This is a genomic window from Nonomuraea sp. NPDC000554 (genome assembly GCF_040300065.1).
Lineage (GTDB): Bacteria > Actinomycetota > Actinomycetes > Streptosporangiales > Streptosporangiaceae > Nonomuraea.
The window spans coordinates 306623-326211 of sequence record NZ_JBEPDC010000005.1 but is presented as its reverse complement, the minus strand read 5'-3'; the positions used below and the strand labels follow the sequence as shown (position 1 = coordinate 326211).

The following is a 19589-nucleotide window of genomic DNA, read 5'->3' as shown; positions in this document are numbered from 1 at the left end:
GCCGCCCGGACGCGTCTCTAGGACGACAACCGAACTATGGAGGTGATCGTGGACGCCGCAGCACAGCGACGTTTCCGCGACTTCGTGGCGGCGCGCTCCCCCTCGCTGATGCGCCTGGCCTTCCTGCTGACAGGGGGCGACCAGCACGCCGCGGAGGACCTGCTCCAGACCGCCCTGGCCAGGACGGTCGCCAAGTGGCGCACGGTGGAGGAACCCGAGGCCTACGTCCGGCAGGTGATGTACCGCCAGCAGGTCTCCCTGTGGCGGCGGGCCACGGGCCGGCGGGAGACCGCAGTCGCACAGCCACCGGAGCGGGCCGTCCAGGACTCCACGCACGCCGTCGACGTGCAGATCGTCGTGCGGCGGGCCCTGGCCAGGCTCACCCGCCGGCAACGGGCCGTGCTGGTCCTGCGCTACTTCGAGGACCTCCCGGAGGCCGAGGTGGCGGCGATGCTGGGCTGCTCCGTGGGGACCGTGCGCAGCACCGCCCATCGTTCGCTGGCCAAGCTCCGAACCCTGGCACCCGAGCTGACCGAGCCCTACAACATCATCGGGGAGGCGATGGCATGACCATCGACGATGTCGTCAAGGAAACGCTCACCAACTGGGCGGACGAGGCGCGCGTGCCGGACAGGCTCGCCGATCGGGCGCTCGGCAGGCGCAGGCGGAACCGGATCAAGGCGTTCGCGGTGCTGGCAGGGGCCACCGCGGCCGTCGTGGCAGCCGCGCTGACCGTCCCGATCGCGATTCAGGGGAGGGGCGGGGAGACCAGCCGTGTCCTCGCCGACGGTTTGATCGCCGACGGTCCGGCCATCGCGCTCACCGGACCGCCGGAGCTGTCGACCGACCCGGACGCCGCCGTACCCGCCAAGCTGGTGGCGACGCCGGAGGTGGCGATGTACGCCTACTACGTCTGGAACGCCGAGAAGATCTCCGACAAGCGGCAGATCGTCACCAGGACCTGGTACCTCTACAACCCCGACACGGAGACCTACGAGAAGTCCCCGTGGGCGAACGTGGCCGTGGCAGCCGGGGGGTACGTCGCGGTGCTGGAGGATCACCAGTCCCGCAGGGTCGGCATTCTGGGGCCGCATGGCCAGGTGAAGTGGGTCGACCTCGAGCAACCCGCCTCCTCGGTCGAATGGTCTCCCGACCGCAAGAAGCTGCTGCTGACCAGCTACGCCTCGAACCCTGACGAGCAGGGCGTCGTCGACGAGCACGGAGGGTCGGATGTCGTGCCTGTCACCCGCACCGGATTCTCGGTCGTGGACGTGGCGAGCGGCCAGGCGTACTTCCGTCCGCTGCCCTCCGGCGACGACGTCCCCGAACGGAACGACCTGCGCTGGAGCGACGACGGGACGCTGATGTGGGAGCACGTCAGCACACCGCCGCTGACCAAGCGCTTCTACGACCTCGAGGGAAGTCCGCAGGAGGCCCCACCGAACGTGGCCGGTACGTACCAGGAGGCAGGCCTGTCGCCGAGCGGCCGGTCGCTGATGATCGACAACCCCGACAAGAGCGCGATCGTGGCGGTCAAGGACGTGGCCTCGGGCAGGACCACCCCGCTCAAGCCCGTCGCCGGACACTGGATCGAGCAGTCCGTCGCCTGGTCGGGCGAGGACAACGTGATCACCTGGGCCTGCGCGCTCAAGGGCGTGGACAACTGCGAGATCAGCGAGTTCCGCAGCCGCCTGCTCCTGGTCGGCGCGGACGGCAGGCAGGCGGTGCCGCTCACCGGGTTCATGGAGAACAGCCAGAAGCCGGGCTCCTGGAAGCCGCTCTTCGCCCCCCGCTGACACAGCAGCGGGGGCTTGGCGGGACGCCCCCGCCCGCAGAGCCGTACCGAAGCGCACATCTCACACGCCCACCTCGACCGACGCCACGCCGCCGAGGCGGCCGGGGCGGCCACACGGACGTGGTGGGCGGTCCCATGGGCACCCCAGCGGAAGCCGCCGCAGGCAGTCGGGCCGCTTCCGCTGACGCCCTGTCCGGCAGACCGGCTGTCCAACAGCCGGACCCTCCCCCGCACGCAGTGGCGGCTACGGGCCTCGGGGAAGCACGGCCAGGCCACCGTTCCTTGCGACGACGGCGAGGTCCCCCGACCGGTCCGTGCGGTAGACACGGGCGCCGAGTTGGTGGAGGTTCGCGAGCGTGGATGGGGCGGGGTGACCATAGCCGTTGCCGGCGCCGACGCTGATCAGTGCGGCACGTGCGCCCACGGCCGCGAGGAAGGCCGGGTCCTGGCGGGGCGATCCGTGATGCGGAACCTTCAAGATGTCCGCGCGAGGTGAGAATCTGCGCAGGAGTTCGTCCTGGGCCTCCGTCTCGATATCGCCGCTCAGCAGGGCAGAGCCGGCCTGCCAGCGGACGAGCAGGACGACGCTCGAATTGTTGACGACGCTTCCTTCGCCTTGTCCGCCGATCTCGCCGAGCGCCGGGTCTGGGGCCAGCACGGTGATCTCCGAAGGGCCGAACCGCCAGCGGGTGCCAGGTGTCGCCTGCCATTCGGGCGTGCGCCGTCGCGACAGGTCGGCGGAGACGCGGGCGGCCTCCTGGGGTGCGACGTGATCGGGGCTGACGACGGCCGCTCCCACACGCCTGTCCCTGAAGACGCCGGGGAGGCCGTTCACGTGGTCGGCGTGCGGGTGTGACAGCACCAGCAGCGGGACGTCCCGGATGGCGAGTCTGCGCAGGCAGCGGTCCATGGCGACGGGATCGGGGCCGGTGTCCACCACCACGGCTCGTCCGGGGCCTGCCGCGAGCACGAGCCCGTCGCCCTGACCGACGTCGCAGACCACCATCAGCCAGCCCCTGGGCGGCCACGGCGACGCGATCGGACGAACGATGAGGACCGCCAGCAGGGCGGCACCGGCCATCGTCAGCGCCACCGCCCTCCAGGCCCGGCGCCGCAGCACGGGGACCGCCACGCCCACCGCGACGGCGAGCAGACCGACCCCGGCCAGGCCGCCCGGCCACGGCACGGTCGCGAGCGGGACGTTCACCGCCCAGTGGGCGACCATGATGATCCAGCCCACGGCGTATCCAGCGGGTATGACCAGCAGCTGCGCCGCCTCGGGCGAGACGGGCGCGACCAGGGCGGCGAGGAAACCGAGGAGCGTCGCGGGCGCCACCGCCGGGCCGGCGAGCAGGTTGGCGGGCACCGCGACGAGGGTCAGTTGTCCCGACATCAACAGCAGCACGGGCGTTACCGCCGCCTGAGCCGCTGCGGGTACGGCCACGGCCTCGGCGACCCATCGAGGCAACCTCACCCGTCGCCGCCGTCCCAACGCGCTCAGGCGTGCGGAACCCGCGGACGTCTCACCGGAAGGTACCGCCGAGAACCTCCCGACGCCGGGTGAGGCGGTGGACTGGTGCTCAGGGTTTGCGGCGGCCGAAAAGCAATCCGAGCCGACCGGGTGTTGGGACGCAGTCGGCGCGCCTCGCCGACCAAGGGAGGTGGCGCCGGAGAGGCAGACCAGGCAAGGCGGCCGGGTTGGCCCACCCACCGGACCATCAGCGGACGCACCGGAAGCGCAAACCGCGCAGCCCAAGCCCTGGGGTGCGGCTGACACACCGGGCTCACCATGAGGGGCGGCAGAGAAGTGCTCCAGGGCGGTGCTGGGGCGACCGGGGGTGGCACGGCGGACAGGGACAGCATTCGAACGGCGGTGTGCTGTTGTCTTGCCGGGTGGGGTCGTGTTCTGGCCCTCCGGGGTGGAGGCGAGGCGGTCTCGCCAGTTGGGAGCCAGGAGGAGGATGCCGGCGGTTGCGGCTACCGAAAGGGCGAAGCCGTACGAGCGGGCCAACTCGGGGTCGAACATGAGCAGGAGGAGGACCGAGGCCGAGAGTGCCGTGACACCGTCCTTCGCCCGGCCCGTGCCGAGGGCTATCGCCGCCACCAGCCCCATCAGGAGCGCTCTCAGGACGCTCGGTGAGGGCCGGGCGACCACGGTGAAAGCGATCATGGAGGCGGCGGCGACGAGCGCTCTCGGGGCCAGGGGAAGGCCCGCGAGACGGGCGAGCGCCAGAGTGGCTCCTGCGACTATCGCCAGATTTGCGCCGCTTACGGCGTTCAGGTGGCTCAGCCCTGCTTCCTTGAGGTCGGCGGCGACTTGAGGATCCATGCGGGAGGTGTCGCCCACGACCAGGCCGGGGAGCAGACCGCGCTGGTCAGGAGGGAGGGCGTCGGCTGCACGCCTCAGTCCGGCGCGGAGGCTGCCCGCGACGGTCTGGGGCCAGGACGGCGGCGCCAGCACCTTCGGCGGGCTCCGGACCAGAAGGACGGCGGCTGCCAGCTCGCCCGGGGTGGGCCTTGCCAGGCGGCCGGTGACCTCCAGGCGTTGGCTGGGCAGGAAAGTGGTCCACTGAGGGCCGCCGGCGAAGACGACGATCGGGGTCTGTAGGGCGAGCCGGGTGCCACCAACTTGGATGATCTCCAGGGTGGCGGGAACCACGACCCTTTCCTGCTTGAAGTGTCCGCTCTTGTTCGGTCTGACCTTCGGGTCGTCGGTGAGGGATATCTGGGCGGTGATCGAGGCGCCGTTGGCTGCCAGGTCGGCGACGGGACCGGTGCTGACGGCGTGGACTCGCAGCGCGATCGTGGCCGCCACCGCCGCCACACAGCCGAGCACGGCAATCGTCACGTTGCGCCAGTGTCCGGCTCCGGGTGTCGGACGGTTGCGGGTGGCCAGTGCCACCGTCAAGGCGGCGACGACAGCGATGGACGCGACCGCCATGCCTGTGGTCGCGGAGCAGCCCATCAGAGGGAGAGCCGTCGCCCAAGCGGCGAGGGCTGGAAGTGTCAACGCCCAGGAATGGCTGCGAGGTGGGTCGATGCCGTCCATGTCAGGCGCCTCCACGCACGTCGTACTGGCCGAGGCCCCGTCGCGGAACGCCGTGAAGACGCGCACCGTAAAGTCGCACATCGCGAGGCCACCCGCTGTGGAGACGCCCATCACCAGAACGCACGTCACCCCAGCACCAGTCCTGAGGGCGCGCCTCTCGGAGGTTTGGGTGGTGCTGGCACCCCGCGTCGTCGCGCACGGGATGCTGACACGCCGCGTCGTGACGCATGGGTGCTGGTCGGCCTTGGCTTGTGGGGTGTGTTGGCTGGCGTCGTGCTGGCGCATGTCAGACGCGGACCTTTGTCTTGATCTCGTCGTACTTTCTTGGACCTATGCCGGAAATTTCGCGTAGTTGTTCGATGCTGGTGAAGCCGCCGTGAGTCGTTCGGAAGTCGACGATTCTGGCGGCCAGGACTTCGCCTACACCCGGTAGTTGCTCCAGTTGATCGGGGGTGGCTGCGTTGAGGTCGAGGACCGCGGAGTCCGGGGTGGGAAGGCCGGTGAGGGTGGAGGCGGAGGCGGGGGTGCCGATGACGACCTGCTCGCCGTCCACCAGGCGTCTGGCCAGGTTGATCGAGTTGGTGGACGCGCCGTGGCTGGCGCCTCCGGCCGCTGTCAGTGCGTCCATGACTCTGGAGCCGGTGGGTAGGGAGTAGACGCCTGGTTTGCGAACTTTGCCGGCCACATGGACGGTTACCTTTGCCGTGGCGGACGGGCTCGGGGGCGGGCCTGGGGTCGTCGTCGTGAGTGGGGTGGGAGCCGGAAGCGGTTCGGGGGACGGCTGGGAGCGCCAGGCGATGAAGGCCGCGACAATGGCCGCCGCCACACCCACGACGATCAGCGCGCGCAGGCCGGGCCGCCCGGGGTCGAGGGTGGGCACTTTGGCGTCCAGGGCCGCGCGGAAGGCTTGGAAGGAGGGTGGGATGGGAGCCGGCGCAGTGCGTCGCCCCGTTGAAGAGGCAGCGGTCGAGGCGCTGGCGTAGGGCTCACGGCCCGCCCGAAACGGGGCGCTGGCGTGTGGTCCGCGAGCCTGCTGAAGGGAAGTGCGGGAGTGTGAATCAGGATCCTGGAAGGGCGCAGAATCCGTAGGCCCAGGCTCACGCGGCTCCCGGGAAGGCTGCGCCGTCTCCCATAGAGGTTGAGACGTGTCGGCGAAGGGCGGAGCGCCCTCCGATTGGGCCCCAAGGAGGCCGCCTGGAAGAGGCTGCGCGGCCCCAGGCGCAAACTCGTGGAGGTCGTGGGACGGCTGCATGGCGGCAGGCACAGGCGCGTGGACGTCACTGGAAGGCAGGGCATCCCCAGGCACGGGCGCGTGGACGTCGTAGGGCGGCAGGACAACCCCAAGAACAGACTCGTGGAGGTCGTAGGAAGGCTGCGCAACACCAGACGCAGGCGCGGGAAGGACGGGAAAGGACTGGGCGGTCTCGGAACTGGGTGCGGAGGGAACGGGGAAAGGCTGGGCGGCCTGCAGGACAGGCGTGGAGGGGACAGGCGCGGAGGGGACGGGGAAAGGCTGGGCGGTCTGCGGTCGAGGATTGTTGACCTCTGGGGAGGTTGTCAGAGCCTCGGACCGCCGCGTTCCCGCTGTCGGGGCAGGGGTGGCGGGCAGCAGGGGCTCGCTGGGCCCTCGGCGGGCTGTGGAAGCCTCTGAGAGATAGCCCGCCGACTGGGACCCAGGATGGTTCGCCTCGGCATCATGGGGGCCTGGAAGGGCCCTTGGGGGCAGCGGGAAGGCGATGCGCGGGGCAGGGATGCGCGGGGCGGGGGGCTGCGGGGCGGGGGTGCGGCGGCCCGAGGCGGTGATGGAGCGCAGCCGGGACTCGGCTATGTCCCGTTCCGCGACGGCGTCGTGAGTTCGCACGGCAGAAAGCTAGAAGCGACCCGCCCTCGCCCCCTCCACCGAACTGAGTTCTGTGGACAACATCGGGCTTTCCACAGTCCGCGGAATTGCCCGCCTGCGGTAGAGCCCCGGTGGCCACCAGAGCTCGGCTACACCGACGTCTCGCACTCCTTCGCACGGGCTGGCGGGTTCGCGCGGGGTGGCGGCTTCGTGCGGGCTGGCGGCCCCATCGTGCGAGGGCGGGCGATCGACGGGAAAGTGGTCCACGCACGATGACCGCCAGGGACGGACCCGCACACCGGTGCCGCATGGTTCCAGCCCTCACGGGTATGGCCCGCGCATCGGACGGATGGGGGATTCATGCCGCTTATCAACGTGAAGGTCATCGAAGGAGTGTTCACCGCGTCCCAGAAGGCCGAGATCGTCCAGAAACTGACCGAGGCGATGGTCGGCATCGAAGGCAAGAACCTGCGCTCCATGACCTTGGTCATCGTCGAGGAGGTCAAGAGCGGTGACTGGGCTGTCGGCGGTCAGCCAGTGACGACCGCAGACGTGAAAGCCATGGCCGCGGGCGCGCCGCCCGGCGGATCTTGACAAGACTCCCAGGAGAGCCGCCCTCGAGCAGGGCACTGGGGCGGCGGACAACGTTCAGATGGGCACGGGCAGTCGCCGCACAGCGTCCCCACAGACGAGGCTCAGGTGGGCACGGGCAGTCGCCGCACGGCGTCCCGTGCTCCGGGAGACAGGAGGGACGCCCCGCCCGGTCAGCCGGCGGAGGTCACCGTGAGCCCCAGCATTCCCGGCCCCACGTGGACGCCGATCACCGCCCCCATCTCCACCACGGCCGTCCGCACCACCCCCGGCAGCCGTTCGGCGAGCCGTTCCGCCAGGTCCTCGGCCCGTCCCCTGGCCCCCAGGTGCTGCACGGCCACCTCTACCGCCCCCTTGCCCGCGGCCTGCACGGCGAGGTCCTCCAGGCGGGCGATGGCCCGGCCGGACGTGCGCACCTTCTCCAGGAGGGAGATCCGGCCGTCGACGATGTGCAGCAGGGGTTTGATCATCAGGGCGGAGCCCACCAGCGTCGCGGCGGCGCCGATGCGTCCGCCTCTGCGCAGGTACTCCAGGGTGTCGACGTAGAAGAACGTCCGCGTGGCGGTGGCGCATCGCCGGGCCGCCGCCGCCACCTCCGGTAACGCCGCTCCTGCGGACGCGGCTCTGGCCGCCGCCAGCACGGGGTAGCCGAGCCCCATCGCGATGGACCGGCTGTCGATCACCTTCACCGGCACGGGCGCGTCCATGGCGGCCAGCGTCGCCGCGTCCGCCGTGCCTGAGAGCTCTCCCGACAGGTGGATCGAGACCACGCCCGCCGCGCCGCCGGTGGCGAGTGCCGCGTAGCACGCGGCGAACCGTGAGGGCGCGGGACGGGACGTGGTCGCGGTGGAGAGGTCGCCGGTGAAGTCGCCCTCGTCGCACGTCACACCCCCCGAAATCACCTGCATGGGGACCATCGTGATCCCAGAGAGGTCAGAGAGGTAAGCGGTGGAATCCGTGACAACGGCGACCGATGGCGGCATACACCGAGATTAACTACTGACCGGCTACTGGACCGGGGTTCCGCCTCGCCAGACGCGGCGCGGCTTGAGCCCGTAGCTCCAGGCGAACGCGCCTTCGTGGTCGGCGTCCCACTGGACGATGTCGGCCAGTCGGCCGGGAGCGAGGACGCCGCGGTCGGGCGCGCCGAGGACGGTGGCGCCGCCGAGCGTGGCGGCCCGGAGCGCGTCGTTGACGCTCATCCCGAACGCCGACACGGCCATCGCGATCACCAGGGACATCGAGGTGATGCCGCAGTGACCGGGGTTGTGGTCGCTGCCGAGCGCGATCTGGACGCCGTGCTTGATCATCTGGCGGACCGGCGGCAGCTTGCCGCGCTGGAGCGCGGTGGCGGGGCAGACCACGGCGGGCACCCCGTACCTCGACATGATCGCGATGTCCTCGTCGGACGTGTGGTGCAGGCCGTCGGCCGAGGCGCAGCCGAGCTCGGCGGCGAGCTGGACGGCTCCGCGGCGGCTGAACAGGCCGGAGTGGATGCGCGGCAGCAGGCCGACGTTGCGGCCGGAGGCCAGCACCCAGCGCGACTCCTCGGTGGTGAAGTGCCCCTCGTCGCAGTACACGTCGACGCTGTCGGCACCGGCCGCCGCGGCGTCGGCGCACCAGGCGCCCACGGCCTCGACGTACTCGCGCTGACGCCCGAAGTACTCGGGCGGCACCACGTGCGCCGCGAGGAACGTGACGTGCACCCGCGGCATCATCGGCTCCTTCTCCAGCTCGCGCAGGAGCCGCACGTCAGCGAGCTCGCCGTCGCGGGTGAGGTGGTAGCCGGTCTTGGCCTCGACGGTCGTGGTGCCGCTGAGCAGCCAGGCGCGAAGGCGCTCGCGCACGCCGTTGCAGAGGGTCCACGGGTCGGTGCCGCGGGTCACGGTGACGGTCGAGCCCACGCCGCCGCCCGCCGCGGCGATGGACGCCGCGCTGGACCCGCCCGTGCGGATGGCCAGCTCGGCGTAGCGGTTGCCCGCGTAGACCGGGTGGGTGTGCGCGTCGATGAGGCCGGGCGTGACGAGCGCGCCGCCCAGGTTCTCGACGTGGTCGACGTCGACGATGTCGTCGACGACGCCGGGAACGCTCTGCGGCAGGTCGGGGGCACGGCCGACCCAGGCGATGCGGTCGTTGTGCACAAGAATGGCCGCGTTGCTGAGGACCTCGTTGCCGGTCCAGAGGCGGCCGATGTTGGTCAGGAGCCGAACGGTCACCGCATCACCGCCCCGCGGACGAGCAGCACCCAGCGCACGGCACGCGCCGCGCCCACTGAGTCGGCTCCGGGTAGGGACGACATGGGGGGTCTCCTGCTCTCATCCGCGTAAGGCTTAGCGGTGACCGTATCGCCAGACTCATGATCCGGCGATTTCAGTTCAGTTACGTTATTTCACAGGTCGGCTTGCTGTACAGGGTTATTCGGAAGAAAGCCCACTGATCCCATGCGCCACCCAGCCTCGGTCCTCCCCCTAGGCCCCCGCATGCGATGCGATTCGCAGCAGCCATCATCTGAACCCGCGCCGTAAGTGTCGTAAGGCTCGGCTTATCGTAGCAATCCCAAGGATGAACGACCACTGTCGCTTTTGGGCAGCCCTGCGTTTCTTTTAACCAGAGCTGCCCATTTGTCCCGTTATGAGACGCGTTCGACCGGCTTGCCCACCCGCTCCAATTCCTGCCACAGACTGGGCAGGACGCGGGCGTGCAGGATCGTACCGTCCTCGACGTGGTTCACGGAGAGGACTTCGCCCTCCTTGTGCGCCCGCGAGATCAGGTCGCCCCTGTCGTACGGCACCAGCAGGTGCACCTCGTGGTCCAGCCTGGGCAGCCGCTCCTCGATGAGCCGCATCAGCTCGGGGATCCCGGCGCCGGTACGGGCCGAGACCACGATGCTGTCGCGCTCGCGCCTGGCGATGCGGTCGAGCACCTCCTGGTCGGCCGCGTCGGCCTTGTTGATCACCACGATCTCGGGCACCTCGGAGGCGCCGTCGATGTCGGCGAGGACCTCGCGCACGGCGGTGAGCTGGCCCTCGGGGTCGGGGTGCGAGCCGTCGACCACGTGCAGGATCAGATCGGCGTCGGCGACCTCCTCCAGCGTGGACCGGAACGCCTCGACGAGCTGGTGCGGCAGATGCCGGACGAACCCGACGGTGTCGGCGATCGTGAACAGCCTGCCCTCCGCCGTGCGCGCTCTGCGCACGGTCGGGTCGAGGGTGGCGAACAGCGCGTCCTCGACCAGCACGCCCGCGCCGGTGACGCGGTTCAGCAGGGACGACTTGCCGGCGTTGGTGTAACCCGCGATGGCGACGGCGGGAACCTCGCGCTTGCTGCGCCGGTGGCGCATGGTGTCGCGCGAGGTGGACATGTCGCCGATCTGGCGGCGCAGCTTGGCCATCCGCTCGCGGATGCGGCGCCGGTCCAGCTCGATCTTCGTCTCACCTGGACCGCGTCCGCCGATGCCCACGCCGCCCGCGGCGCGACCGCCGACCTGCCGGGACAGGTTGCCACCCCAGCCTCGCAGGCGCGGCAGCAGGTACTGCAGCTGCGCCAGCTCGACCTGGGCCTTGCCCTCGCGGCTCTTGGCGTGCTGGGCGAAGATGTCGAGGATCAGCGCCGTGCGGTCGATCACCTTGACCTTGACGGTGTCCTCCAGCTGGCGGAGCTGGCCAGGGGTCAGCTCACCGTCGCAGATCACCGTGTCGGCGCCGGACGACTCCACCACGTCACGCAGCTCCAGGGCCTTGCCCGAGCCGATGTAGGTGGCGGGGTCGGGCTTCTGGCGGCGCTGGATCAGGCCTTCGAGCACTTCCGACCCGGCCGTCTCGGCCAGCAGCTTCAACTCCAGCAGGGAGTTCTCGGCGTCGATCGCCGTTCCCGAGGTCCAGACGCCGACGAGGACGACCCGCTCAAGCCGCAGCTGCCGGTACTCGACCTCGGAGACATCCTGGAGTTCCGTGGAGAGGCCCGCCACGCGGCGCAGCGCCTGGCGCTCCTCGAGGTCCATCTCGCCGGTCTCGAACTCGTCGAGAGCGGAGTATTCGTGCATACGTGTCATCTCTAATAGGCAACGTCCGGACATCCCGGTGTCTTCCCCGATGGTGACATGACATCCCTCGCGCCATCACCTGGTTATCCCGGGAGCACGCTCACGTCGCCGGAACCGGCGTCGAGCGTGAGCTTGTGCGGGGAGGCGGAATCCCTCTTCACGGACACGGTCTCGTCGCCGGCGCCCGTCTTGGCGTCCACGTCGTACGTGCCCTGCGGCACGTGCAGGACGACGTCCCCGGAGCCGCTCTTCAGCTCGGCGCTGTCGGGGACGGCCACGCACTTCAGCTCGACCCTGCCCGACCCGCTCTTGGCGAGGATCTTCGTGCCGCCGAGCCCCGACCCGTCGACCTCGCCGGAGCCGGTCTCGACCTCGACCGGCCCCGTCAGCGACCTGAGCGTGATGTCGCCCGAGCCCGCGTCCACCTTGATCTGGACCCCCTTGGGGACCTCGATCTTGTAGTCGACGCCGCAGCTGCCCCAGGAGGCTTCGCAGTCGTAGGACATGGACAGGGTGTCGCCGTCGACCTTGTGCCACGTCTTGGGCTTGTCGTTGCGCCACTGGAGGGTCTCCACGACGCGGACGGACGTCCCGTCGTACTCCGTGACAGCGGCGTCGCCCGCACCGCTCCTGAGGTGCAGCGCGGCGACCTTCTCCGTGACCTGGTACGTGACGGTGTCCTGGTTGGTCGGGCCGCCGATGCTCTTGAGGCCGCAGCCCGTCAGCAGGGCCGCCGAGGCGAGGAGCCCGCCCGCGATCACGATCGTCTTCATGCCCCCGATCATTCCGGCCGCGCCGGAGGGGCACATCGGGGATGCCCCCGATGGTTCCCCGGGGGTACCCCACCTTTGACCCAGGTGAGGCCATGACGTAGCGTCACTTCCATAATCCAGAACTCATTTTCCACATAGCGGAAAGAGGGAGCATATGGAGATCACCGGCCCGATGCTCGACCGGTTCGACGAGATCCTCACTCCGGAGGCACGCGGCTTCGTGGCGGCTCTCCAGCGGGAGTTCGGCGCCAGGCGGCTGGAACTGCTCGAAGCCCGCCAGACACGGCAGGCGGAGCTGTCAGCGGGCGGCATGCTCGACTTCCTCCCCGAGACCAAGCAGGTCAGGGAGGCCGAGTGGAGCGTCGCGCCGCCCGCCCCCGGTCTGGAGGACCGCCGCGTCGAGATCACCGGCCCCGTCGACCGCAAGATGACCATCAACGCGCTGAACTCCGGCGCCAAGGTCTGGCTGGCCGACTTCGAGGACGCCAACTCGCCGCTCTGGGAGAACTGCGTCAACGGCCAGCTCAACCTGCGCGACGCGCTCGACCGCGCGATCGACTTCGAGACCGGCGGCAAGTCCTACGCGCTGCGCCCCGACAGCGAGCTGGCCACGATCGTGGTCCGGCCGCGCGGCTGGCACCTGGACGAGAAGCACGCCCTGGTCGACGGCCGTCCGGTCGCCGCCTCGCTGTTCGACTTCGGCCTGTACTTCTTCCACTGCGCCCAGCGGCAGCTCGCCAAGGGGCTCGGGCCGTACTTCTACCTGCCGAAGATGGAGTCGCACCTGGAGGCGCGGCTGTGGAACGAGGTGTTCCTGCGCGCGCAGGCGCTGCTGGGCCTGCCCGCCGGGACGATCCGGGCGACCGTCCTCATCGAGACGTACCCGGCGGCGTTCGAGATGGAGGAGATCCTGTACGAGCTGCGCGAGCACTCGGCCGGGCTGAACGCCGGACGCTGGGACTACCTGTTCAGCGTGATCAAGAAGTTCCGCACCCGGGGCCGCGAGTTCCTGCTGCCCGAGCGGAACGCCGTCACGATGACCGCGCCCTTCATGCGGGCCTACACCGAGCTGCTGGTGCGCAGCTGCCACAAGCGCGGCGCGCACGCCATCGGAGGGATGGCGGCGTTCGTCCCCTCGCGTCGCGACCCCGAGGTGAACGCGACGGCGCTGGAGAAGGTGCGCGCCGACAAGACGCGCGAGTCCGGCGACGGGTTCGACGGCTCGTGGGTGGCCCATCCCGACCTGGTGCCGATCTGCCGTGAGGTGTTCGACGGCGTGCTCGGGTCCAGGCCCAACCAGCTCGACCGGCTGCGCGAGGACGTCGCCGTCTCGGCCGCCGACCTGCTGACCGTCTCCGAGACGCCGGGCGAGATCACCGAGGCGGGGCTGCGCAACAACGTGGACGTGGCGCTGCGCTACCTGGCCGCGTGGATGGGCGGGCTCGGCGCGGTGGCGATCCACAACCTGATGGAGGACGCGGCGACGGCCGAGATCTCGCGCTCGCAGATCTGGCAGTGGATACACAACGGCATCACGCTGTCCGACAGCGGCGAGGTGGTGACCAAGGAGCTGGTCGAGCGGATCATCGCGGAGGAACTGGCGAAGATCGCCGCCGAGCCGGGCTACGACGAGGCGCTGTACGGCCAGGCGACCGCGCTGTTCAAGGAGGTGGCGCTGGACGACGACTTCGCGGAGTTCCTCACCTTGCCCGCCTATGCCCGCATGCCGTAAAAGAGGCAGGCTGGTAGAGGGGACAACCGAACAGCCGATCGGGAGGGCCACCATGCTGGACACGCTGACGGCGGCGTTGCGTTCCGTCCTGCCCGCCGACGAGGTGATCACCGATCCGGTACGGCTGCGCACCTACGAGTGCGACGGCCTCACCTACCATCGGGCGACTCCCGGCGTGGTGGTGCTGCCGGAGACGGCTGAGCAGATAGCGCGGATCGTCCGGATCTGCAATGACTTCGGGGTGCCGTTCGTGGCCCGCGGGTCGGGCACCGGGCTGTCCGGGGGCGCGCTGCCCCGCGAGGACGGCGTGCTCATCGTCACGTCCAAGATGCGGCGGATCCTGGAGATCGACCTGCCCAACCGCAGGGCGGTGGTCGAGCCGGGCGTCACCAACCTGGCGATCACCGAGGCCGTCCGCCACGAGGGCTACTACTACGCGCCCGACCCGTCCAGTCAGCAGATCTGCTCGATCGGCGGGAACGTCGCGGAGAACTCCGGAGGCGCGCACTGCCTCAAGCACGGATTCACCGTCAACCACGTCGAGGCGTGCGAGATCGTCACCCCCGACGGCGACCTGGTCACGCTCGACGGCCTGGACCCCGGCTACGACCTGCTGGGCGCGTTCATCGGCTCCGAGGGCACGCTGGGCATCGCCACCAGGATCACGGTGCGGCTGAGCCGCGTCCCCGAGACCGTCACCACCGTACTGGCGGCGTTCGAGAGCCTGGAGGAGGGCGGGGAGGCCGTCTCGGCGATCATCGGGGCGGGCATCGTGCCCGCCGCGATCGAGATGATGGACGCGCTGTCCATCGAGGCGGCCGAGGCCGCGGTGGCGTGCTGCTACCCCGAGGGCGCGGGGGCGGTGCTGATCGTGGAGCTCGACGGGCCCGGCGGCGAGGTGGCGCGGCAGTTCGCCCAGCTTCAGGAGATCTGCTCGAAGGCGTTCGAGCTGCGGGTGGCCGACGACCCGGCCGAGCGGGCGGCGATCTGGAAGGGCCGCAAGTCGGCGTTCGCCGCCGTCGGGCGCATCAGCCCCGCCTACATCGTCCAGGACGGCGTGGTGCCGCGCACCTCGCTGCCACGCGTGCTGGCGGCGATCGACAGGCTGTCGAGGCAGCACGGGATCAGGGTGGCGAACGTGTTCCACGCGGGCGACGGGAACCTGCATCCGCTGGTGCTCTTCGACGACGCCGAGCCGGGGGCGGGCGAGCGGGCCGAGGTGGTGTCGGGGGCGATCCTGGATCTGTGCATCGAGCACGGCGGGTCGATCACCGGCGAGCACGGGGTGGGTGTCGACAAGGCCAGGTACATGCCGAAGATGTTCTCCGACGACGACCTCGACACCATGCAGCTCCTGCGGTGCGCCTTCGACCCGAAGGGGTTGTCGAACCCCGGCAAGGTGTTCCCGACGCCGCGGCTGTGCGGGGAGGTGCCGGGGGTGCGCAAGGGTGTGCATCCGCTGGTCGAGTCGGGTCAGGCGGAGCAGTTCTGATGCCGCGCGAGCAGCTGGAGAAGACCGGCGTGACCGTCCGGGACGCCGGCCCCGGCGACGCCGTGTCGGGGGTGCGTCCGAGCTGGGTGGTGCTTCCCGAGACGGTCGAGGAGGTCTCGTCGGTGCTGCGGGCCTGCACCGAGCACGACCTGGCCGTGGTGCCGGTGGGCGGCGGCACCAAGCTGCACTGGGGTCGCCCGCCCGAGCGCTGCGACGTGCTGCTCGACCTGTGCTGCCTGAACGAGGTCCTGGAGCACGCGGCGGGCGACCTGGTGGTCCGGACGCAGGCCGGGGTGACGATGGGCGCCCTCGCCGCCGCCCTGGCGGAGAAGGGCCAGGAGCTGGCGCTGGACGCCGCCCCCGAGGCCACGGTGGGCGGCACGCTGGCCACCGCGACGGCCGGGCCGCGCGCCTTCCGCCACGGCACGGCCCGCGACCTGCTGATCGGCATCACGGTCGTGCTGGCCGACGGGACGGTGGCCAGGTCCGGGGGCAAGGTCGTCAAGAACGTGGCGGGCTACGACCTGGGCAAGCTCTTCACCGGCTCGTACGGCACGCTGGGCGTGATCGCCGAGGCCACCTTCCGTCTCCACCCGCTGCCGGCCGAGAGCCGCTGGGTGGTGGCCGAGGTGGAGCCGTCCCGCCTGCGCGAGGTGGCGGCGGCGCTGGCGGCCTCGCAGACGGAGCCGAGCGCGGTGGAGATCGACCGGCCCGGCCCCGAGGGGCCGGTGACGCTGGCCGTCCTGGTCGAGGGCACCGCGGCAGAGCCGCGGGCGCTCGCGCTCCGCGAGATCACCGGCGGGGGCGAGGTGATGGGCGAGCCGCCGTCCTGGTGGGGGGTGATCCCTCAGGACGAGGTGCTGGTCGAGGTCCGGTTCCTGCCCAGCGCCCTCGACGGGGTGCTCGACGCCGCGCGGGAGGCCGGGTTCCGGCTGCGCGGCTCGCCGGTGTCCGGCCGCCTGCACCTGACGCCCGCGGGCGACGCCGGCGCGGGGACGCTGGCCCGGCTGAGGGAACGGACCGGCCGCATGACCGTGCTCGCCACGCAGCGGGAGGACGTGGACCGCTGGGGGGAGGTCGGCGCCCTGCCGCTGATGAGGCGGGTCAAGGAACGGTTCGACCCCGGGCGCACCCTGTCCCCCGGACGTTTCCTGGGAGGCATCTGACCATGGACCCCGAACTGATCAACGACTGCGTGCACTGCGGCTTCTGCCTGCCGACCTGCCCCACGTACGTGCTGTGGGGAGAGGAGATGGACTCGCCGCGCGGCCGGATCCACCTGATGAAGCAGCATGTCGAGGGCACTCCGATCACGGCCGAGATGGCCGGGCACTTCGACGCCTGCCTCGGCTGCATGGCGTGCGTCACCGCCTGCCCGTCGGGCGTCCAGTACGACCGGCTGATCGAGCAGACCAGGGCCGAGGTGGAGCGGGCCCGCCCGCGCGAGCCGCAGGACCGGGCGGTGCGGGGCATGGTGTTCAGCCTGTTCCCCTACCCGCGCCGGCTCAGGCTGCTGCGTCCGGTGATGGGGCTGGCCGAGCGGATGGCGCCGTTCCTCGGGCGGGCGAACCCGAGCCTGGGCGCGATGGCCGCGCTGGCGCCGCGTGTGGGGCTCCGCCAGCGGATGCCGAGGCTGGTCAGGGCCAGAGGTGCGCGCAGGGCCGTGGTCGCCATGCTCACCGGGTGCGTGCAGGGCGAGTTCTTCCCCCAGGTCAACGCGGCCACCGCGCGGGTGCTCGCGCTGGAGGGCTGCGACGTGCTGATCCCGCCGGGGCAGGGCTGCTGCGGCGCGCTCAGTGTCCACTCCGGACGCGACGAGCAGGCCAGACGGCTGGCCCGCCGGACGGTCAGGACGTTCAGGAAGGCCGGGGTCGACACGGTCGTGGTGAACGCGGCGGGCTGCGGCTCGTCGATGAAGGAGTACGGCGAGCTGCTCGGCGAGGAGCCGGGCTTCCGGGTGCTGGACCTGTCGGAGTACCTGGTCGAGCTGGGCCCGGTCGCCGAGCGGCACCCGCTGCCGCTCACCGTCGCGTACCACGACGCCTGCCACCTGGCCCACGCCCAGGGCGTCCGGGCGCAGCCGCGCGAGCTGCTGCGCGCCATCCCCGGGCTGACGCTGCGCGAGGTGCCCGACGCGGCCATCTGCTGCGGCTCCGCGGGCACCTACAACCTGTTCCAGCCGGAGGCGGCCCGCGACCTGGGCGACCAGAAGGCCAAGGCGGTCGCCTCGACGGGCGCCGAGCTGCTGGTGTCGGCCAACCCCGGCTGCACCATGCAGATCGTCTCGGCCATGCGCCGCGGCGGCGCCGACATCAGGGTGGCGCACACGGCCGAGGTGCTCGACGCCTCGCTGCGCGGGGTGCGGCTTTGAGCGAAGCGGGGGTGTGCGCGTGAGCGTGCAGTCGGTCGAGCGGGCGCTGGACGTGCTGGAGGCGCTGGCCGAGCACGGGGGCGAGGCGGGCCTGTCGGAGATCGCCGCCAGGACCGGGCTGCCGTACGGGACGATCCACCGGCTGCTGCAGACGCTGCTGGCGCGCGGCTACGTCCGGCAGGAGTCGGACCGGCGCTACGCACTGGGCGGCGGGCTGGTGCGGCTGGGCGAGGTCGCCGAGAGCATGGTGGGCGTGTGGGCGCAGCCGTACCTGTCGAAGATGGTGGAGCTGTCGGGCGAGACGGCGAACCTGGCCGTGCTCGAGGGCGACTTCGTCGTCTACGTGGCGCAGGCGGCCTCGCCGCGCAGACTGCGGATGTTCGCCGAGGTCGGCAGGCGGGTGCTGCCGCACAGCACGGCCGTGGGCAAGGTGCTGCTGGCGGGCCGCACGGCCGAGGAGGCGGCCACCGTGTTCGGGCGCACCGGCATGCCGCGCCGCACGCCCAACACGATCGCCGACACCGGCGCCATGCTCGCCGAGCTGGCCCTGGTCAGGGAGCGCGGGTACGCGATGGATCTGGGTGAGGAGGAGCTCGGCGTGCACTGCCTGGCCGTGCCGGTGCACGACGGCGACCGGGTGGTGGCCGCGATGTCGGTGTCGGGGCCCGCCGAGCGGATCGACGCGCTGGACCGCGACGAGCTGGCCGAGGGCATGCGGAAGATCGCGCACGCCTTCGGCGCCGAGCTCAGCCCCGCGGCCGGCGGAGCCTGAACACGGCGCCCAGCCCGCTCCGACCGAGCCCGAAGCGGAGCCTGAACACGGCGCCCAGCCGCTCCGACCGAGCCCGAACTGGGCGCCTGAACACGGCGCCCAGCCCCGCCGACCGAGCCCGAACAGGGCGCCCGGCCCTTGACAGATTATCCTGTTGCGCTATGAGCAACAGCTCCGTACAGTCCGTCGACCGGGCGATCGCGATCCTGGAGATCCTGGCGCGCAGAGGAGCCACCCGCGTGACCGACCTCGCCGTCGAGCTGTCCGTGCACAAGTCCACGGCGTTCCGGCTGCTCGCGGCGCTCGAACAGGGCGGTCTGGTGGAGCAGACCGGCGACCGTGGGCGCTACCGGCTCGGTTTCGGGGTGGTCCGGCTGGCGGGCGCGGCCACGGCGCAGCTCGACCTGTCGAAGGAGAGCCGCAAGGTGTGCCTGCGCCTGGCCGAGGAGGTGGGCGAGACCGTCAACGTGGCCGTGCCGCAGGACGGTCACGCGGTCAACATCAGCCAGGTGCGCGGCCCTGCCGCGATCAGCGGGCACAACTGGGTCGGCCAGCGCACCCCGGCGCACGCCACGTCCAGCGGGAAGGTGCTGCTGGCGTTCGGCGCGCTGCCGCTGCCCGCCCAGCTGGAGCGCTACACGCCCGCGACGATCACGGACCCCGCCGGGCTGGGCCTGGCGCAGATCAGGGAGCGCGGCTGGGCCTGCACGCTGGAGGAGCTGGAGGTGGGGCTGAACGCGGTCGCCGCGCCCATCAGGGGCGGCGACGGGGCCGTGGTGGCGGCCGTGAGCGCCTCGGGCCCCTCCTACCGCCTCACTCCTGAGCGGCTGCCCGAGGTGGGCAGGCTGCTGGCCGCGGGCGCGCGGGAAATCAGCCAGCGGATCGGCTATTACCGTTGAGCCATGTGCAGAAGCATCAAGACCCTGCGTCCCCCGTACACCGAGGACGTCACGGAAGAGGACGTGCGCGCGGCCGCCCTGCAGTTCGTGCGGAAGATCTCCGGATTCCGGGCGCCCGCCGCGCACAACGCCGAGGCGTTCGACCGCGCGGTGGAGGCGATCACCAAGGCGTCTGAAGAGCTGCTGGGGGCGTTGCAGGTTCGCGGCGGACGTTGACAGCCCCCGTCGGTGGG

General features: G+C 71.1%; 16 protein-coding genes. 10 read left to right on the top strand and 6 right to left on the bottom strand.

Annotated features, from left to right (window positions below):
• The first annotated feature begins 48 nt into the window (after nucleotides 1–48).
• On the top strand, nucleotides 49–570 hold the full coding sequence (locus tag ABT294_RS12755; protein ID WP_350805539.1) for a SigE family RNA polymerase sigma factor: 522 nt from the start codon (nucleotides 49–51) through the stop codon (nucleotides 568–570).
• A complete protein-coding gene (locus ABT294_RS12750; protein ID WP_350805538.1) occupies nucleotides 567–1796 on the top strand; it encodes a hypothetical protein in 1230 nt (409 codons plus the stop codon). The genes ABT294_RS12755 and ABT294_RS12750 overlap by 4 nt, the downstream gene beginning before the upstream one ends.
• A gap of 243 nt (nucleotides 1797–2039) precedes the next feature.
• Here the strand turns inward: ABT294_RS12750 and ABT294_RS12745 are convergent, their stop codons facing one another.
• Both ABT294_RS12745 and ABT294_RS12740 read right to left on the bottom strand, forming a co-directional pair.
• Entirely contained in the window at nucleotides 2040–4973 is a 2934-nt protein-coding gene (locus ABT294_RS12745; RefSeq protein ID WP_350805536.1) for a ComEC/Rec2 family competence protein, read from the bottom strand.
• 157 nt (nucleotides 4974–5130) lie between these two features.
• Nucleotides 5131–6096 (bottom strand): ComEA family DNA-binding protein, encoded by a 966-nt coding sequence (locus ABT294_RS12740; RefSeq protein ID WP_350805702.1) that lies wholly within the window; start codon nucleotides 6094–6096, stop codon nucleotides 5131–5133.
• Between the two features lie 963 nt (nucleotides 6097–7059).
• Here ABT294_RS12740 and ABT294_RS12735 point away from each other — a divergent pair.
• Nucleotides 7060–7278, top strand: a complete 219-nt coding sequence (locus ABT294_RS12735) for a tautomerase family protein (protein WP_350805535.1) — start codon at nucleotides 7060–7062, stop codon at nucleotides 7276–7278.
• Nucleotides 7279–7448: 170 nt separating this feature from the next.
• Here ABT294_RS12735 and ABT294_RS12730 read toward each other — a convergent pair whose 3' ends face one another.
• The 4 genes from ABT294_RS12730 to ABT294_RS12715 all read right to left on the bottom strand — a co-directional run bounded on the left by ABT294_RS12730 (nucleotide 7449) and on the right by ABT294_RS12715 (nucleotide 12090).
• Nucleotides 7449–8258, bottom strand: coding sequence for a DegV family protein (locus ABT294_RS12730; protein ID WP_350805534.1), 810 nt, complete (start codon nucleotides 8256–8258; stop codon nucleotides 7449–7451).
• A gap of 24 nt (nucleotides 8259–8282) precedes the next feature.
• Nucleotides 8283–9491: an imidazolonepropionase gene (gene hutI / locus ABT294_RS12725; protein WP_350805533.1), complete on the bottom strand. Its 1209-nt coding sequence runs from the start codon at nucleotides 9489–9491 to the stop codon at nucleotides 8283–8285.
• A 413-nt stretch (nucleotides 9492–9904) separates the two neighbouring features.
• Nucleotides 9905–11317, bottom strand: a complete 1413-nt coding sequence (hflX, locus tag ABT294_RS12720; protein ID WP_350805532.1) for a GTPase HflX — start codon at nucleotides 11315–11317, stop codon at nucleotides 9905–9907.
• Between the two features lie 83 nt (nucleotides 11318–11400).
• Nucleotides 11401–12090 (bottom strand): DUF4097 family beta strand repeat-containing protein, encoded by a 690-nt coding sequence (locus ABT294_RS12715; protein WP_350805531.1) that lies wholly within the window; start codon nucleotides 12088–12090, stop codon nucleotides 11401–11403.
• A 154-nt stretch (nucleotides 12091–12244) separates the two neighbouring features.
• Here ABT294_RS12715 and aceB point away from each other — a divergent pair, with 154 nt between their 5' ends.
• From aceB to ABT294_RS12680, 7 genes are all read left to right on the top strand, one after another.
• Nucleotides 12245–13822, top strand: coding sequence for a malate synthase A (gene aceB, locus ABT294_RS12710; RefSeq protein ID WP_350805529.1), 1578 nt, complete (start codon nucleotides 12245–12247; stop codon nucleotides 13820–13822).
• Between the two features lie 52 nt (nucleotides 13823–13874).
• Nucleotides 13875–15314 (top strand): FAD-linked oxidase C-terminal domain-containing protein, encoded by a 1440-nt coding sequence (locus ABT294_RS12705; RefSeq protein WP_350805528.1) that lies wholly within the window; start codon nucleotides 13875–13877, stop codon nucleotides 15312–15314.
• On the top strand, nucleotides 15314–16480 hold the full coding sequence (locus tag ABT294_RS12700) for an FAD-binding oxidoreductase (protein WP_350805527.1): 1167 nt from the start codon (nucleotides 15314–15316) through the stop codon (nucleotides 16478–16480). Before ABT294_RS12705 ends, ABT294_RS12700 begins: the two co-directional genes overlap by 1 nt.
• A 2-nt stretch (nucleotides 16481–16482) precedes the next feature.
• A complete protein-coding gene (locus ABT294_RS12695; protein WP_350805526.1) occupies nucleotides 16483–17685 on the top strand; it encodes a (Fe-S)-binding protein in 1203 nt (400 codons plus the stop codon).
• 25 nt (nucleotides 17686–17710) lie between these two features.
• Nucleotides 17711–18457 carry an IclR family transcriptional regulator gene (locus tag ABT294_RS12690; protein ID WP_502912030.1) on the top strand — a complete coding sequence of 249 codons (747 nt, stop codon included), beginning with the start codon at nucleotides 17711–17713 and terminating at the stop codon, nucleotides 18455–18457.
• 161 nt (nucleotides 18458–18618) lie between these two features.
• Complete coding sequence (locus tag ABT294_RS12685; RefSeq protein ID WP_350805524.1) at nucleotides 18619–19356, top strand: IclR family transcriptional regulator; 738 nt, start codon at nucleotides 18619–18621, stop codon at nucleotides 19354–19356.
• Nucleotides 19357–19359: 3 nt separating this feature from the next.
• Nucleotides 19360–19572: a DUF2277 domain-containing protein gene (locus ABT294_RS12680; RefSeq protein ID WP_350805523.1), complete on the top strand. Its 213-nt coding sequence runs from the start codon at nucleotides 19360–19362 to the stop codon at nucleotides 19570–19572.
• Nucleotides 19573–19589: the final 17 nt, after the last annotated feature.